The 15,472-nt window shown below is 67.0% G+C and carries 17 protein-coding genes; 11 read left to right on the top strand and 6 right to left on the bottom strand.

Annotated elements, in window-relative coordinates; all coding sequences use genetic code 11:
* Positions 1-31 precede the first annotated feature (31 nt).
* Both SynWH8101_RS04795 and SynWH8101_RS04790 read left to right on the top strand, forming a co-directional pair.
* Complete coding sequence (locus SynWH8101_RS04795) at positions 32-322, top strand: hypothetical protein (protein WP_130128793.1); 291 nt, start codon at positions 32-34, stop codon at positions 320-322.
* A gap of 1 nt (position 323) precedes the next feature.
* The gene (locus SynWH8101_RS04790; protein WP_130128792.1) at positions 324-881 is read left to right on the top strand and encodes a hypothetical protein; all 558 of its coding nucleotides are present in this window, start codon (positions 324-326) and stop codon (positions 879-881) included.
* Here SynWH8101_RS04790 and SynWH8101_RS04785 read toward each other — a convergent pair.
* A complete protein-coding gene (locus SynWH8101_RS04785) occupies positions 853-1,557 on the bottom strand; it encodes a response regulator transcription factor (RefSeq protein ID WP_130130346.1) in 705 nt (234 codons plus the stop codon). The two genes, SynWH8101_RS04790 and SynWH8101_RS04785, sit on opposite strands and share 29 nt — an antisense overlap.
* 140 nt (positions 1,558-1,697) lie before the next feature.
* Between SynWH8101_RS04785 and SynWH8101_RS04780 the strand changes: the two genes are divergently transcribed.
* Positions 1,698-1,964, top strand: a complete 267-nt coding sequence (locus SynWH8101_RS04780) for a DUF6761 family protein (RefSeq protein ID WP_130128791.1) — start codon at positions 1,698-1,700, stop codon at positions 1,962-1,964.
* Here the strand turns inward: SynWH8101_RS04780 and grxD are convergent.
* The 4 genes from grxD to SynWH8101_RS04760 form a co-directional block, all read right to left on the bottom strand.
* Positions 1,961-2,284, bottom strand: a complete 324-nt coding sequence (gene grxD / locus SynWH8101_RS04775) for a Grx4 family monothiol glutaredoxin (RefSeq protein WP_130128790.1) — start codon at positions 2,282-2,284, stop codon at positions 1,961-1,963. The two genes, SynWH8101_RS04780 and grxD, sit on opposite strands and share 4 nt — an antisense overlap.
* Positions 2,285-2,319: 35 nt before the next feature.
* Positions 2,320-2,553: a BolA family protein gene (locus SynWH8101_RS04770; RefSeq protein ID WP_007100156.1), complete on the bottom strand. Its 234-nt coding sequence runs from the start codon at positions 2,551-2,553 to the stop codon at positions 2,320-2,322.
* Between the two features lie 72 nt (positions 2,554-2,625).
* The gene (locus SynWH8101_RS04765) at positions 2,626-3,171 is read right to left on the bottom strand and encodes a hypothetical protein (RefSeq protein WP_130128789.1); all 546 of its coding nucleotides are present in this window, start codon (positions 3,169-3,171) and stop codon (positions 2,626-2,628) included.
* Between the two features lie 26 nt (positions 3,172-3,197).
* Positions 3,198-3,896 carry a 1-acyl-sn-glycerol-3-phosphate acyltransferase gene (locus tag SynWH8101_RS04760; protein WP_174719498.1) on the bottom strand — a complete coding sequence of 233 codons (699 nt, stop codon included), beginning with the start codon at positions 3,894-3,896 and terminating at the stop codon, positions 3,198-3,200.
* Positions 3,897-4,032: 136 nt separating this feature from the next.
* On the opposite strand from SynWH8101_RS04760, the gene SynWH8101_RS04755 reads away from it, so the two are divergent.
* Genes SynWH8101_RS04755 through SynWH8101_RS04745 form a run of 3 tightly spaced genes read left to right on the top strand, consistent with a single transcriptional unit; the run spans position 4,033 to position 5,364 of the window.
* On the top strand, positions 4,033-4,782 hold the full coding sequence (locus tag SynWH8101_RS04755; protein WP_130128788.1) for a pyridoxine 5'-phosphate synthase: 750 nt from the start codon (positions 4,033-4,035) through the stop codon (positions 4,780-4,782).
* The gene (locus SynWH8101_RS04750; protein WP_130128787.1) at positions 4,779-5,108 is read left to right on the top strand and encodes an MgPME-cyclase complex family protein; all 330 of its coding nucleotides are present in this window, start codon (positions 4,779-4,781) and stop codon (positions 5,106-5,108) included. Before SynWH8101_RS04755 ends, SynWH8101_RS04750 begins: the two co-directional genes overlap by 4 nt.
* Positions 5,109-5,133: 25 nt before the next feature.
* Entirely contained in the window at positions 5,134-5,364 is a 231-nt protein-coding gene (locus SynWH8101_RS04745; protein ID WP_130128786.1) for a hypothetical protein, read from the top strand.
* A gap of 30 nt (positions 5,365-5,394) precedes the next feature.
* Here the strand turns inward: SynWH8101_RS04745 and SynWH8101_RS04740 are convergent, their stop codons facing one another.
* On the bottom strand, positions 5,395-5,640 hold the full coding sequence (locus SynWH8101_RS04740; RefSeq protein WP_130128785.1) for a hypothetical protein: 246 nt from the start codon (positions 5,638-5,640) through the stop codon (positions 5,395-5,397).
* Between the two features lie 101 nt (positions 5,641-5,741).
* Here SynWH8101_RS04740 and SynWH8101_RS04735 point away from each other — a divergent pair, with 101 nt between their 5' ends.
* The 5 genes from SynWH8101_RS04735 to SynWH8101_RS04715 are packed head-to-tail and all read left to right on the top strand — an operon-like array spanning position 5,742 to position 15,403.
* A complete protein-coding gene (locus SynWH8101_RS04735) occupies positions 5,742-6,398 on the top strand; it encodes a metallophosphoesterase (RefSeq protein WP_130128784.1) in 657 nt (218 codons plus the stop codon).
* Entirely contained in the window at positions 6,392-9,733 is a 3,342-nt protein-coding gene (locus SynWH8101_RS04730; protein WP_130128783.1) for an exodeoxyribonuclease V subunit gamma, read from the top strand. The genes SynWH8101_RS04735 and SynWH8101_RS04730 overlap by 7 nt, the downstream gene beginning before the upstream one ends.
* Positions 9,730-13,359 (top strand): UvrD-helicase domain-containing protein, encoded by a 3,630-nt coding sequence (locus SynWH8101_RS04725; protein WP_130128782.1) that lies wholly within the window; start codon positions 9,730-9,732, stop codon positions 13,357-13,359. The genes SynWH8101_RS04730 and SynWH8101_RS04725 overlap by 4 nt, the downstream gene beginning before the upstream one ends.
* The gene (locus SynWH8101_RS04720; RefSeq protein ID WP_130128781.1) at positions 13,356-15,047 is read left to right on the top strand and encodes an AAA family ATPase; all 1,692 of its coding nucleotides are present in this window, start codon (positions 13,356-13,358) and stop codon (positions 15,045-15,047) included. The genes SynWH8101_RS04725 and SynWH8101_RS04720 overlap by 4 nt, the downstream gene beginning before the upstream one ends.
* Entirely contained in the window at positions 15,044-15,403 is a 360-nt protein-coding gene (locus SynWH8101_RS04715) for a phosphomannose isomerase type II C-terminal cupin domain (RefSeq protein ID WP_130128780.1), read from the top strand. The genes SynWH8101_RS04720 and SynWH8101_RS04715 overlap by 4 nt, the downstream gene beginning before the upstream one ends.
* Positions 15,404-15,472 lie beyond the last annotated feature (69 nt).

The following is a 15,472-nucleotide window of genomic DNA, read 5'->3' as shown; positions in this document are numbered from 1 at the left end:
GGTGTCGCCATCAAGCGTCTTGTGTAGCTTTATGGCCGCCTCCAGCGACAGCACCCCGAGCGCAGCGGATCTGGCCCGCTACATCGAGCAGCGGGGTGAGCTGGGTAAACCCTGGATGCTGCAGATGCTCCGGCTGGCGAAACTCAAGGAAGCCCGTGAGGAGATGAGTCCGGAGGCCTACATGCGCAGCATTCAGGAGGCCCATGCTGATCTGATGCGGCTTGGGGAATTCTGGAAAGGTCGCGAAGCCGAAGTGTTCGAGGGCCGCTACAGCCCCAGTGACCTGATCGAGCCGCTTCCCGGTTCCGCCGACGATCGCTGAGATGGAGGCGATGGACGAACGATTCCAGATCTCACCACTGATCCGGGGCACGCTGATCGGCGTCTACCTGGCGTTGGTGCTGCCTCTCCCCCTGATAGCACCAGCCGGACTTCGCCCCCTGCTGCTTCTCGCCACGCCGATCGGCCTTGCTTTGGTGTGGGCGCTGCTCAGTGAAGAGGTGCTTCTCAATGACCAGAGGATCCAGGTGGGATATCCACGCTGGTGCGCCTGGTTGCTGCGTCGCGGCTGGCAGCTGCCCTGGCAGGAGATCAGCCGCCTCATTCCCATGGGCACCAGTCAGGGCGGCACGGTGTATTACGTGAGCAGTGCCCGCCAGGAGCACTATCTGTTGCCTCAGCGGCTCGATCGCTTCAACGATTTTCTCGCGCGCTTCCAGGCCGCAAGCGGCGTGGACACCTCCCAGGTGCAACGGCTCACCCCTCCCTGGACTTATCAGCTCCTTGCAGTGCTCGCCACCCTCATGCTCACGTCGGAACTGGTCGTGTTCGGAGCGATGAGAGTCGGCTGGCTCACGCTGCCGGCAGGCCCTCCAGGCTGAAGCGATAGCCCTGTTGGCGCACGGTGGTGATGCCGCCACCTTCACCGAGACCGGCCTGCTCCAACTTGCGCCGCAGGGTGAGCACCTGGGTATCCACTGATCGCGGCCCACCGCTGAAGGGGGGCCAGGCCATGCGCAACAGGTCCTGGCGACTGCGCACCATCCCCGGTGGCATCAGCAGGGCACAGAGCAGGGCAAATTCCCGCGGGCTCAGCTCCACGGGCTTCTCGCGCAGCGTCACCTGGCGGAGGAGCAGATGCACCTGCAGCGGCCCCACCGTGACCTGCTCCTGCAGTCCGGTGCCGCCACGGCGCAGCAGGGTGCGACAACGGGCCGCCAGCTCCTCTAACCCAAACGGTTTGCGGAGCACATCATCGGCACCATCATCGAGAAGGCCCACCACGGGCTCGGCACCGGAACGGGCCGTGAGCACAATCACTGGACAGCGCAGCTGCTGACCCAGCCGCAGGGCGGAACTCTGCTCAAGGATCTCAGCACTCACCAACAGATCGGGCGATTGCTCCTGGCACACCTCTAAAGCCTCGGCGGCGGTGGCCACCGCCGCCGTGAGGTGGCCGTCCTGACGCAGACGCTGCACCAGAACGGTGCGCAGGGTGGGATGCGGTTCCACCACCAGCACCCGTGACGGCTCCTTCGGACTCCCGCTGGATCGCATGGAGGTGGCTGCAGGAGCTGGCGGCGCTCCGTTCTGCAGCAGATCGCGGGAGGAGGAGGTCACAAGCCGATGGAGTGCATGCTTACGCTAAGGCCAATTTCAAGGCACGCTGGTAACAGAGGCTGCCGTCCTCACTGGCCATGACATCTCTGCAGCATCCGGAGGCGATTCGACACTTCCAGTCGCTGTGTGACGCCTGCCAGGAGCTGACAAACCGTTATCACAGTCCTGCGGAGCTCCGGCTCTATGCGGACGGTTACCTCCACGCCCTGCGGAAAACCGGCAGCCTGGAACCACGCGAGCAGGCCAGGCTGGAAGGGTTGGTGGATCGCTGGATCCTTGACCCTTCCAGCTTCATCGGACCCGACGGCGACCTGAGCACCCTGTTCAGGCAACCGCAGCATTAAGACGCGAGCGCCACCTCAAGCTTTTCTTTCAACTCACCGGAGTTGTACATCTCGATAAGGATGTCCGATCCGCCGATGAATTCCCCCTTCACATACACCTGGGGGATTGTGGGCCAATCGGAGAACTCTTTGATGCCCTGACGGATCTCCATATCGGAGAGCACGTCGAAGGTTTCAAACGGCAGACCGAGGGCATTCAGGATCTGCACCACATTGTTGGAGAAGCCGCACTGGGGCATCAGCTTGGTGCCCTTCATGAACACGACAATCGGGCTGGATTGAATCAGGCTCTCAATGCGGGCCTTGGTCTGGGCATCCATGACGGAAGAGCAATGGGATAAAAGACGAGCGGCGATTAGGTAGGCGTTGAGGTGTTGAGGGCCAGGGCATGAATCGCCTCACTGGCGAGCTCATCGCGCAGGGCCTTGTAAACGAGCTGATGCTGGCGAACCCGGTTGAGCCCGCTGAAGCCGCTCGACACCACCGTCACCTGGAGGTGATCGCCGCCACCGGTGAGGTCCTCCACCTCCACCTGGGCATCCGGTAGGGCATGACGGATCGCCGCCACCACTGCATCGGGTTGAACCATGAGCGCCTGTCTCAGATGCGTGCCGATGCTGACAGATGGCGGCTGCCACCGACGTGGCAACAACCAGGCGTGTCAGTTCGCAGGGGTGGTTTTCGCTGCCGCGAACGGCGTCTCGACAAAGCCGAGCTCCACCAGGCTCTGGTAAGCCTTCTGGCCCTGCGGTTGCGACGGGGTCATCAGACGAACTACCTCCACCAGCACGGGCACCGCCACCTCCGGCTGGTTCTGACGCCGGAACAGGGCGGCGAGGCGGAGATTCGCTTCCGCCAAAAGCCCCAGAGCGGCCCGGCCTTTCGCATCCATTTCCCTGGGGATGCGGGCATCGAGACCGCGGAAGGCACCGCTCAGATCGCGGTAAAACGCTAGGAGCTGCTTCGCAGCAGAGCGGGCGTTGTCGTAGTCCTTGCGCGCCTCCGGGAGATTGCCGGCCGCCACCGCAGCATCACCACGGTTGATCAGATCCTGCACCGCAGCCACGTTGAAACCGGCACCACCACTGGCGAGCACCTTGGCGACACCACTGTCGGCAGCACCATCGGCCTGAGCCATGGCGACACCGGGAGTCAGCGACAGGCCAGCCGCCAGAGCCAAGGCGGTCAGCGAGAGGCAGGAACGCATGAACAGACCGGAACAGTGGCCGGACTTTAAGGGGAGCTGAGGGGACGGCCCACCGCCTCCCGGGCCGCTTGTTCAGCTGATTGCATGCGCTGGGCCAGTTCGGCGTTGAAGGCGCGAGCCGCCTCCCTGCCATGGCCCTCGACGTCCATGACTTCGCCGAAACAGATGGCCGCCCTGGCGCAGAAACGTGGCAAAGCCTGGCTGTAAGCCAACCCGACAGGCAGCACCCGCACCGGAACCCCTTGGCGATGGGCGAGCTGAGCCAGGCGCGCCAATCCTTGCTGCAGGCGGATGGGGTCATCCGTGCGGTTGATCCGCCCCTCCGGGAACACCACCACCTGCTGCTCAGCGGCGAGGAGATCGATCGCGAAGCGCAGGGTGGTCAGGGACGGTCGCCCCTGATCGACGGCGAAGCAGCCGAGCCGATGCAGAAACCACCCCTGGGCCCCATCCATCTCCGTGCGGGTCACCATGAAGCGGCAATCACGCCCAGTGATGCGCCGTCCCGCCGCCATCGGCAGCATCAGGGCATCCCAGCGAGCCCGATGGGTTGGAGCCAGTAGCAGGGGACCCTCCAAAGGCAACCGCTCCGCTCCCAGCACGATGCGCTCTCGGAAATAGGCCTTCAAGGCCAGGTCCTGGGTGAGCACCATCGCCAAGGGGGCCCAGAAGGGGTCAATCCCCGAACCCAGGGCACTTTCACGTGTCGCCAGGCTGGAGGTCACCGCGTCGGCGTGGTCATCGAACGGCAGGAAACCTAAAGGCCGAAGCCGGCCTTTCCTGGCTCTGCTGGGCAGTTGATCCTTCGGCCGCTCGCCGGGTGCCGCTGCATAGATTCAATTCAACGTTCGCGACTCCAGCGTGGCCAGCCTCGGTGTGAACATCGACCACATCGCCAACGTGCGTCAGGCCCGCCGCACCGTTGAGCCCGATCCGGTGAGCTACGCCCTGCTGGCCGAACTGGGCGGCGCGGATGGCATCACCGTGCATCTGCGCGAAGACCGTCGCCACATCCAGGACCGCGACGTGGACTTGCTGCGTCAGACGGTGCGCAGCCGGCTCAATCTGGAGATGGCGGCTACCACCGAGATGGAAGCGATCGCCCTGCGGATCCGCCCCGACATGGTGACCCTGGTGCCGGAAAAGCGCGAGGAGGTGACCACCGAAGGGGGCCTCGATGTGGCCGGCCAGGTAGAGCCGCTCCAGCGACTGGTGGGCCGATTGCAGGACGCCGGGATTGGCGTGAGCCTGTTTGTGGATGCCGACACACGCCAACTACAGGCTTGCCGCACCACGGGAGCTCGCTGGGTGGAACTGCACACCGGCCGCTACGCCGAAGCGGCGTGGCCCGACCAGCCCTTGGAGCTGGCGCGGTTGATCGAAGGCACATTCATCGCCCGCAACCTCGACCTGCGCGTCAACGCCGGCCATGGCCTCACGTACCAGAACGTGGAGCCGGTGGCGGCGATCGAAGGCATGGAGGAGCTGAACATCGGCCACACGATCGTGGCCCGCGCCCTGGCGGTCGGCCTGCAGAGCGCCGTCAGCGAAATGAAGCGTCTGGTTCAGAATCCCCGCCGTGAGCCGCTCTTTGGAAGCACCCCGTCATGACCACGTATCACTTCGTCGCCGCCAGCGAACGCTTCCTCACCGAGGAGGAGCCGCTCGATGAGGTGCTGCGGGAGCGCCAGCGTCACTACAGCGAGCAGGGCCGGGAGATTGATTTCTGGTTAGTGCGCCAACCGGCCTTCCTCAGCGCTCCGGAGCTGAAGGATCTGGCTGCCCAGGTGCCCCAGCCGGCCGCAGCGGTGGTGTCCACCGACGCCAGCTTCATCACCTTCATGAAATTGCGGCTTGAATTTGTGGTGGAGGGGCAGTTCGAAGCCCCGAGCGCCACGATCCCCGAAGCCCTCGCCTCCCTGGTGGCGGCCCATTGAGTTGACCCCGACGCCCTGCTCAGCCATGCCCCACCGCTCCTGCCTGTTCCCCCTGGCCCTCAGCCTGGTGCTCACAAGTGCCGGGGCGGCGTGGGCGGATTCCGGCGGAGGCTGGCAGAGCTGGGTGAATTCACTCACCCCCGAACAACTCTGCGCCGCTTACCTCAACGACATCATCGGCGATGAGGATCTGCCGGGAGGGCGGGCGTCCGATCCCTGCCCGCCGGATGCCAAACCGGAGGATTACCCCTGGTGAAACCTGAGCAAGAAATCGATCGTTAGCCGCTCAATTGCCGATAGTGATCGGAGCCTGTTTGCCGTGCCACCAGATCCAGTCGCGAATCGGCGGCGTTCGGCTCAACTCCTCCCGGGTCAGGCCCAGGCCGAGTTTTTCGGACGCCGACACCAGCACATCCAACATCGCTTCACCATCGGCGGCCTTGGCCAGGGCCTCATTCGTGCGTGGCGCCCCATCGAGCGCCTTGACCAACAGGGCGACCCGGCGGGCCACCGGCAATGAGCGCGGATTCACAGCTCTCGTCTCAGCGAGGCAACACCGTAGGCAGGGTTGCTGACACGACCCCGGCCGTTCGTCAGAATCCGAAGCGATGTGATGCTGAGAGAGGTCATCCCGTGGCTGTGGCGCCTCGTCACTGGGTGATCGGCGATGTGCACGGTTGCCATCAGCCGCTGCGGCGGCTGCTGAGTGTGTTGCCCGCGGGCGATCACCTGGTGTTTTGTGGTGATGTGATCAACCGCGGCCCGGGGATCACCGAAACCATCAACCTCGTGTGGGATCTGGTCTGCACAGGTCGCGCCACCTGGCTGCGCGGGAACCACGAACAGGCATTGATCGAGGGCCTCGAACGGAGCCCCGGGCGCAGCGACAGCCAGCTGCTCACCATCGACACCTATCGCCAGCTCGGCGATGGCCTTACGCGGCAATGGCTGCAACGCCTCCGCCGCCTGCCGGATCTCTATCGCGGTGATGGCTGGGTCGCCACCCACGCCGGTTTCGATCCCGAGGGCCGACCGGACCTGCGCATCCGCGAACCCTTCTGGGACAGCTACGACGGTCGCTATGGCCGGGTGGTGGTGGGCCACACGCCCAGACCCTCGGTGGAGCGCAAAGGGGACATCGTGATGATCGACACCGGCGCGGTGTACGGAGGACTGCTCACCGCTTACTGCCCGGAAAGCGATGCCGTTGTGCAGGTGATCGGACACACCGCCCTGCCCAGCCCCGCCCTGCAGCAGCGCGCCGATCAGGTCGAGCGCGTGCCTTGCTGACGGTCTACCGGAGCAACCGGGCGGAATGGCTGGCCCGGATCCTGGCGGAGCAGCTGAGGCTGGCGCCACCGGCACCGTTCGACGAGGTGGAGGTGATGGTCAACACCTGGCCCACCAGCCGCTGGCTCGGGGAGCAGCTCGCGGCCGTCAACGGCATCAGCGCCCTGGTGCGGTTCCCCTTCCCAGGCTCCCGCTTGCGTCAGCTGGTCCGCAGCCTTGATGGCGACGCCACGCAACCCGATGCTGCCGACGATCCCTGGCGGGCGGAGGGGCTGGTGTGGCGCGTGCTCGAGGTGCTTCCAGACCTGTTGGAGGAAGCGATGGCTGAACCGCTGCGCCAATGGATGGCCCTGCATCCCAGCGGCCCCGATCAGCTGAACCGGGACCGCTGGCTGCTCGCCCGCAGCCTCGCCGATGCAATCGACGATTACGCCCTGTATCGGCCCGACGAGCTGGAGCGTTGGCTGCACCGCAGCGGCCCGGACCCGGACCTGCCAACCGCCCTGCAGTGGCAACCCCTGCTGGTGCAACGGCTGGCCCGACACTGCCCCTCCCCCCCCTTTGGCCTCCAGGTGCGGCATGCCGTGCAACGGCTGCGCTCCGGTGCAGCGCCAACCGAGCGCCTGCCCAGGCAGCTGCGCCTGTTCGGAATCAGCAGCATGGCGCCGGTGCAGGTGGAGCTGTTGCAGGCCCTCTCGGGCGTGATCGACGTGCAGTTGTTTCTGCTCACCCCCTGCCCAGATCTCTGGCAACGCTCGGGGCAACGGCGACGCCGGCTGGGCGACCACTGGCAGGCCCCCCTGGATGGGTCCTGGTTGCTGGAGGCACCACGACTGGAGGCGATGGCAGGGCGCATGGGTGCGGAATTTCAGCTGCTGCTCGAAGGCAGCGGCGACTGTCAGCTGGGTGAACGCACCGACGGGGATCTCTTCGCCGCGCCGATGACCAACGCCCTCGAGGCGAACCGACGTCCCTCCCTGCTGGAACAACTGCAGGAGCAGCTGGTGGTGGCGCAGGACACCGACCTGCAGCATCGGGCGGGAGACGAGTCACTCCGCTTTTTGGCCAGTCCAGGCCGCTGGCGCGAGGTGCAACTGGTGCGCGATCAGATCCTGCAGTGGCTGGCGGCGGACCCGACGCTCCAACCCCGGGATGTGCTGGTGATGACCCCTCAGATTGATCGCTTCGCGCCGCTGCTGAGCTCGGTCTTCAACGACGCCGCGGCCACGGGCGTCGCCCTGCCCTGGCGCCTCACCGACCGCAGCCAACAGGACAGTCCCGGCCTCTGCCAGAGCGTACTCCAACTCCTGGAGATGGCCGGTGAACGCCTGACGGCCACAGGCCTCGAGCAACTGCTCGCCAACCCGGCCCTGCAGGCGGCGCAACAGCTCGAGCGCAGCGAGGTGGAGGCGATCCATCGCTGCCTGCAGCGCTGCGGCTTCCGCTGGGGCCTGGATGGGCGCGACCGGCGCGGCGATCCCACCCACAGCCTGCGCTGGTGCCTGGATCGCTGGCTGCTCGGCCTGGTGTTTGATGACGCCACCACGGTGGGCAACGGTGACACCGCCCCATTCAGCGATGGGCTGACACCGGAGCAGCTGGGCCGCTGGTGGCCCCTGCTCGATCGAGTCGCCCGCTGGCTCGACCGCCTCGGCCAGCCGCGTCGCTGCAGCGACTGGATCCCCCTGCTGCTCACCCTGTTGGAGGAGCTCTATGGCGATGGCGGCGCCTGGAGCGAAGAGAAGCAAGCGGTATTGGCGGCTCTGGAGGGCTGGCGGGAACGGGCGGACACCTGTGCTCTGCAGCTGGAACCGAGCGTGGTGGTGGCGGTATTGCGGGAAGTGCTCTCGCGCGACAGCGGTCGCTTCGGTCATCGCAGTGGCGCCGTGACGATCAGCGCCCTGGAACCGATGCGCGCCATCCCTCACCGGGTGATCGTCCTGATGGGGCTGGATGCCAGCAGTTTTCCCAGGCAGAGCGAGCGCCCCGGTTTCCATCTGCTCGAACAGCAACGCCGGCTGGGGGATCCCTCCCCCAGCGATCAGGACCGCTACGCCCTGCTCGAGGCCCTGCTCTCGGCGCGCCAACATCTGCTGATCAGCTGGAACGCCCGCGACGAGCGACGGGGGGAGTCGTTGCCGCCCGCGGCGCCGGTGCAGCAGTGGTTGTCGCTGCTTGAAGAGCAACTGGGCCCCGACGCCATGAGGGCGTTGCGGCTTCAACCCGCCGCCAATCCGCTCGATCCGACCAACTTCCAACCACAGGCACCGGTTGTTCTGGCGAGCTGTGACCAACGCCTGCTGCTGGCGCGCCGCTGCCTTGATCAGGCCCTCAGGGGGGAGGGAGGCTCTGCCATGACAACCAGCACAAGCGATGCCCAGGAGGGCCTGGCCCAACCGCTGCATTGGGCCCTCAGCGACGCCACCGAAGAGGAGGCCAACGGTTCGCAGGATCTCGGTTCGCTGGATGGGGAGCAGATCGAACGCTGGCTGGTGGCCCCCCAACGGGTCTGGCTGGAGGAGCAAGGCCTCAGGCCCCAGGAATGGCTGGAGCCGATCGAAGACTTCGAGGCCCTCGACCTGGCGGAACGGGACAGGCAGGCGCTGCTGCAGGAGAGCCTGCAACAACGGATTGATCAGCTACCCGAGGCTGAGATCGATCGCGGCTGGAGCGAACCGGAACCGGGGCACTGGCTGGAACGCAGCCGGGGCCGAGGCTGGCTCCCCCCTGCCGCCGCCGCCGCAGTGGAGACCGATCGCCTGGAGCAGCGCTGGCAAAGCCTGCAGAGCGCCCTGCTGCAAGTCGGATCCGTGCGTCGGCAAGGTGGGCGCCTGGTCGCCGGCGACACCCTGGTGGTCGCCCAGCCTGGACGCTTGCGCGCTCGGGGGGTTCTCCGCGGCTGGTGGCAGCATCTGCAGGCGCAGGCGGCAGCTGAGGGCCGCGACACGGTGATGATCGCCCGCGACACGGGCAGGGGCACCAGCGACCGATTTGCTGTGGCCCTGCGCTGGCGAGGGTTCGACCCGGATCGGGCCGTGGCATATCTCCACACCCTGCAGGCCTGCGCCCTAAAGGGTTGGCACCACTGCTGGCCGGTGCCTCCCGACAGCGGCTTAACGCGGGCGCTGCAGCTGCATAAAGGCGAAGACGCCGCCAACCGGGCCTTCCGCAGCCAGTGGCAAGGCGACTTCCAGGCCTTCCCTGAGCGGGAGCGACCGGAGATGCGCCTCTGCTTCGGCGAGGGCTGTGACAGCGATCAGCTGCTGGAGGCACCGGGTTTCGAGGAGGCCTTCCACGGCCTGTACCAGCCCCTGGTGGAGCACCTGCAGCGATGAAACGGTTCGAGCACAACACCTATCCGCTCGATCCCGGTGTGCGCCTGCTTGAAGCCAGTGCTGGCACCGGAAAAACCTTCGCCCTCGCCCACCTGGTGCTGCGCCTGGTCACGGAACGTGACCTGGATCTCAACCAACTGCTGGTGGTCACCTTCACCGATGCGGCAGCGGCGGAATTGCGCGATCGCATCGGTCGGCGCCTAGAGCAGGCCCTTCAGGGCCTGCTTGCGAACCAGACCCCTGAGGATTCAGCCGCTGCGCAGGCCGGAGCTGATCCGGTGCTGCTCGACTGGTTGGCACGGCAGGGCCAGGAGGCCGGCCGTTGCCGCGAGCTCGCCAGTCGTCTGCTCAGCGCCCTGGAAAGCCTCGAGCGGGCCGACATCACCACGATCCATGGCTTCTGCCGTCGCACCTTGCAGCGTCAGGCCCTGCAGAGCGGCCAGGCGATGGACCCTGCCCTGGAAAGCGACAGCGACCGGCTGTGCCGGGAAGTGGCCCATGACTACTGGCACGAGCAGGTGCTGCAGCTTGAACCTGGGGACCTGCGCGGTCTGCAGGCGGCCGGACTCTCCGCCGAGGCCCTCAGCCAAGCCCTGGTGCGCCTGGATGGCGACAGCGGCGTTGCTCTCGATCCCGGCACCGACGCCCCCGATCCGAAGCAGAACCTTCGCGAGCAGTTCGAGCACTGGCGATCGGAACGCTGGCGACACTTCGTCGAAGCCTGGCGGCAGGACGGGGAAGCGCTCGAGACCGCCTTCCGCGCTGCCGCCGCCGACTGGCGCAGCCGCGCCGGCCTCAAGAAAACCGGCGACTACAGCCCGAAACCGCGCAAGCAACGCCAGCAACTGCTCCATGCCTGGGTGCAGCAGCAGGAGGCCTGCCCCGCCGCTCCCCGCTACGACAGCGTGCGCACCCAGGAGCTGCTCGGCGGCTACTTCCACCCGGGCCAGTTCAGCCGCGTGGCGCGCCAGGCCGGAGACGCCACCGCCAGCCTGCCCTGCCCTGGCCTGATGACGGCAATTGCCGATCTCTGGGATGGACCGGCCGAGCAGGTCTGGCGCCATGCTCTGCCGTGGGGACTGGCGGCCCTCCGCCAACGGCGCGAACGGCGCGGCGTGATCGGCTTCTCCGGGCTGCTCGATGCGCTCGATCCAGCCACCCAGCCGCCGGAACGCCAGCAGGCGGTGGTCGAAGCGCTGCGCCGCCGCTACCGGGTCGCCCTGATCGATGAATTCCAGGACACCGATCCGCTGCAGTGGCGCTTGTTGCGCAGCGTGTTCGCGGGCAGCGAGACGCACCTGCTGTTGATGGTGGGCGATCCGAAACAGGCGATCTACCGCTTCCGCGGCGGCGACCTGAACACCTATCGACTGGCGCGCGCGCGGGCCGATCGCATCGACGCCCTGCTCGACAACTTCCGGACCACCGCCCCCCTGATGCAGGCCCTGAACCGCTTCATGGCGCCTGGGCTGCTCCACTCTCAGCTGGAAGTGCCGGCGCTGGAGGCCAAAAGCAGCGCGGAACCCCTCAGCGAAAACGGCGCGCAAGGCCCCCTGCAGCTGCTCGACCTGACGGCGGAGGGAAGCGCCTCCAGCAAAACCGCCCTGGACGAGCAACTGCCCAGGATCGTGACGCAGATCGCCATCGACCTTCTGCACAGGCAGCCGTCGCTCCAGCCCGGTGATCTCTGCATCCTGGTGAGCAAACACCGCCAGGCGGAAGCGATGCGCCGCCAGCTCGCCGCCAGCGGCCTGCCCAGCCGTCTGGTGAGCCAGGGTGATGTGCTGGCGACAGGGGCGGCGGAGGCGCTGCAACGCCTGCTCGACAGCCTGGCCAACCCTGCCGATGGCGCCCGCCTGCGGCTGCTTGCCTGCTCCGCCCTGGTGCAGTGGTCAGCGGCGGAGCTGAAGGCAGCGGAAGACAACGGCCAGCTGGATCGCCTGGCCCAACGCATCGACGTCCTGGCGGCCCAGTGGGACCATCTCGGCCTGCTCGGCTGTCTCGCCCAGGTGATGGAAAGCGACACCGTCGCCAGCCTCTCGGAACGAGGGCGCTTTGGGAGCGATCTGCAACAGAGCGCCCGCCTGGTGCAGGACGCCATGCATCGCCTGGGTCTGGATCTCGCCAGCGCCGCCGACTGGTTGCGGCGCCAACGCCTGCAACCGCTGGAGGCGTTACCGGAGGAACGCCAACCCCACAGCGACACGGCCGAGAGCGCCATTGCAGTGGTCACCGTGCACCGCAGCAAAGGCCTGGAATATCCGGTGGTGATCTGCCCCTATCTCTGGCAGGAACCGGCGCCGGCCCAGGGACCGCTCTGGCGCCATCACGGCCGCTGGGTGGTGGCCCTCAACCGCGAGTGGGGTGCGGGAGCGGCGATGGCAGCCCAGGAAGACGGCGACAACCGCGCAGAGGCGGAACGACTCGCCTACGTGGCGATGACCCGGGCCGTGCGCCAGCTGATCCTGATCAACGCCCAGGCGAGCGGCCAGGAAGCAGGCCCCCTGCAGAGCTGGCTGCAAGCCAGACCCAAGGGTCTCCATCCGCTGGTGCTCTCCCCGGACACGCCGCGGCGCCGCTGGCAGCGCACGGCCGAGATCCAGGACCATCAGCTGGGATCTGTGCCGCAACGCCCCTTGGATCGGCTCTGGGGGCGGAGTAGCTATTCCGCCTGGAGCGCCAACGCGTCGGATCCCCATCGCCAGGAGGAGGGCCGAGACCAGGATCCGGAGGCTGAACTCGATGGGGCAGCGGAGGCCCTGCCGGCGGAGGAGAGCGCCAACGGGCCCCTCTGCGAGTTCCCGCGCGGGCCGGCTGCTGGCGACTGCCTCCATCGCATTCTCGAGCGGGTTGGCTTTGACACGCTTGCGGAGGATGCAGCCAGTCGTGACGCGATCGAGCAAGAACTGCGCCGGGCCGGACTGGCACCGGACTGGGCTGGAGCAGTGCAGCAAGGGCTGCAACGCTTGCTCCTGGCACCGCTGGGGGGCGCCCTGGGCCAGCTCCGTCTCCAGCAGATCAACGCCGACCGCCGCCGCCATGAACTGAACTTCGATTTACCCGTGGCCCACGACGGCGAGGCCGTGTTGGCCCGCAACCTCGCTGAAGCCTTTCGCGTGCAAGCCGAAGCGCGCTTCGGGGGCGATTACGCCGCCCGAATCTCCCAGCTGAGCATCCACAGCCGCGGCTACCTCACCGGCTCCATCGATCTGGTGTTCTGCGATGACCCCGATCCCCAGACCGGCCGCTGGTGGGTGGCGGACTGGAAAAGCAACTGGCTGGGGCAGCGTGATCCAGCGAGTCAGGCGTTGGCCTGTGGGCCCAGCCATTACCACCCCAAAGCTCTGGAGCGGGAGATGGTGCACCACCACTACCCCCTGCAGGCCCACCTTTACCTGGTGGCGCTGCATCGCTTTCTGCGCTGGCGCCTGCATGACTACGCGCCCGAACGCCATCTCGGCGGCTACGTCTATGTCTTTTTGCGTGGCCTTCCCGAGGTCCAAGCCGCAGGCATCAACAACGTCAACGTCCAGGACGGAGACATCACCCCGGGGGTGCTGGTGGAGACGGCGCCGGTGCGGCGAATTCTGGCTCTGGATCGCGTGCTCAACGGGGGAGTGCCATGACCCTTCCCTTCCCCGCCATAGCTGAAAGCAGCCGCTCCAACCCTGGCGCCAGCGAGGCCTCCCTGGCCCTGGCGCAGGGCGTGCTGGCCACCCTGCGCCGCCTCGTACCACCGCGCCGGGATTCGACCCACCTCGATGCCGTGGTGCTCGCCCTGGTCGAGGCCCTGGCAAGCGGTGCCAGCCACAGTGTCGTTGCCGCCGAGCAGCTCGAAGCGGTGGAAGCGAGCGGCTGGCTGGATGGGCCCGATGCCCCTCTGGTGCGGGAGGGCGCCAAGCTCGCCTTCCGCCGATGGCAGCAGGGCATGGCGCAATTGGTGGAGGTCCTGCTGCAGCGCTGTGCCCCAGACCGGTTGGTCCCATCCGCCCCCGTGGATCCGAACCTCCTGAACGGGCTGAATCAGGAGCAGCGCGAGGCGGTCGCCGCGATCGGGCGCCATCGGGTCGTCTTGCTGAGCGGTGGGCCGGGCACTGGAAAAACGAGCACGGTGGTGCGCATGCTCGCCCAGGCTCTGCAGCACCAGGCAGACCTGCGGATCGGCCTCGCGGCCCCCACCGGGAAAGCGGCGGCACGGTTGCAGGAGGCGATCCGTTCGGGCCTGCCCCAGCTGCCGCTGCCCCTGCAGGAGCGCTTGGGGCAACTGCCCTGCGCCACCCTGCATCGCTGGTTGGAAGCCAGGCCCGGCGGCTATGGCCGCCACCGCCACCGGCCCCTGCCTCTCGATCTGCTGGTGGTGGACGAGCTCTCGATGGTGGACCTGGCCATGGCCACAGCCCTGCTGGAGGCCTTACCGGCGAACGCCCAGCTGATCCTGGTGGGTGATGCCGCCCAGCTGCCCCCGATCGGCGTGGGCGCGGTCTGGAGCCACCTGCAACAGCCGGCTCAGCGGCAACGGTTCGGCACCGCAGCGGTGGAGCTGCATCGGGTGTATCGCAACCGCGGCGCCCTGGCCCACCTCAGCGCCGTGCTGCTTCAGGAGGGCATGGAGGCGTTCTGGGCAGCGGCAGCGCCTGATCGACTCAGCGCTGCCCTTGCCGAGACCAACGTTGAGCTGCAGCGGGCTGACCGGCGCACCATCCCGTCGGTGGTGATCGAGGCATTGCAGGAGCAACTGCAACAGCTGCGTGCTGCTTTGCAGAGCGTCCAACCGGAACCGGGAGAAAGCGGTGCCTTCAATGCCGAAGCCGCTGACACGGTGTTGCAGGGCCTGGACAGCCTGCAGGTGCTCTGCCCCCGGCGGCGCGGGCCCTGGGGAGTGGATGCGGTGCATCGAAGTCTGCTGCCTGCCGGTGGCGTGCAGGATTGGCCTATTGGCGTGCCCGTGCTCTGCGCCGAGAACCAGGATGAGCTGGGGCTGGCCAATGGCGACCGGGGCCTGACGGTGGGGTTGGGCGAGCAGCGTCGCCTGCTGTTCCGCTCCGTCGATGCCAGGGGTGAAACGCAGCTCCGTCTGTTCCACCCGGCACGCCTGATGCGCCTCGAACCCGCCCTGGCGCTCACCATTCACAAGGCCCAGGGCAGCGAAGCCGATCGGGTGCTGGTGCTCTGGCCCGACACGATGTCTGACACGCCACACGACACCACCACGGCGCTGCTCTACACCGCGATCACCCGGGCCAGCCAACAACTGTTGCTGCTCCGCGCGACGGATCCCGCCAAGCTGGAGTCAGCGATCGCAGCGACATCGTGAACCTGCAGCCTGGCCCACGGGTCGAGCGGCCCTGGGGCTGGTATGAGGATTTGCTCGAAGGACCCGGCTACAAGCTCAAGCGGCTCTGGATTCGCGAGGGGCAACGCCTGAGCCTGCAACGGCATCAGCACCGCAGTGAAAACTGGACGGTGGCGGCCGGCAGGGGCGAGCTCTACTGCGAGGGCCACTGGCATCCAGCAACACCGGGCACGACTCTGCACATCCCCTGCGGCGCCATCCATCGCGCCCGCGCCGGCCGGGGAGATCTCCTGATCATCGAAGTGCAACACGGCACAGATCTGCGCGAAAGCGATATCGAACGCCTAGAAGATGACTTCGGTCGGGTGATAGGTTGAGTCAAAGCCTTTGAAGGAAGGGCAAGCAATACATCACGGTTCCGACCGATTGGACGTTGCAGGCCTGAT

The organism is Synechococcus sp. WH 8101 (genome assembly GCF_004209775.1).
Taxonomy (GTDB): Bacteria; Cyanobacteriota; Cyanobacteriia; order PCC-6307; family Cyanobiaceae; genus Synechococcus_C.
Note: the sequence above shows the minus strand (reverse complement) of the source record. Positions and strands in the feature narration are given on the sequence as shown.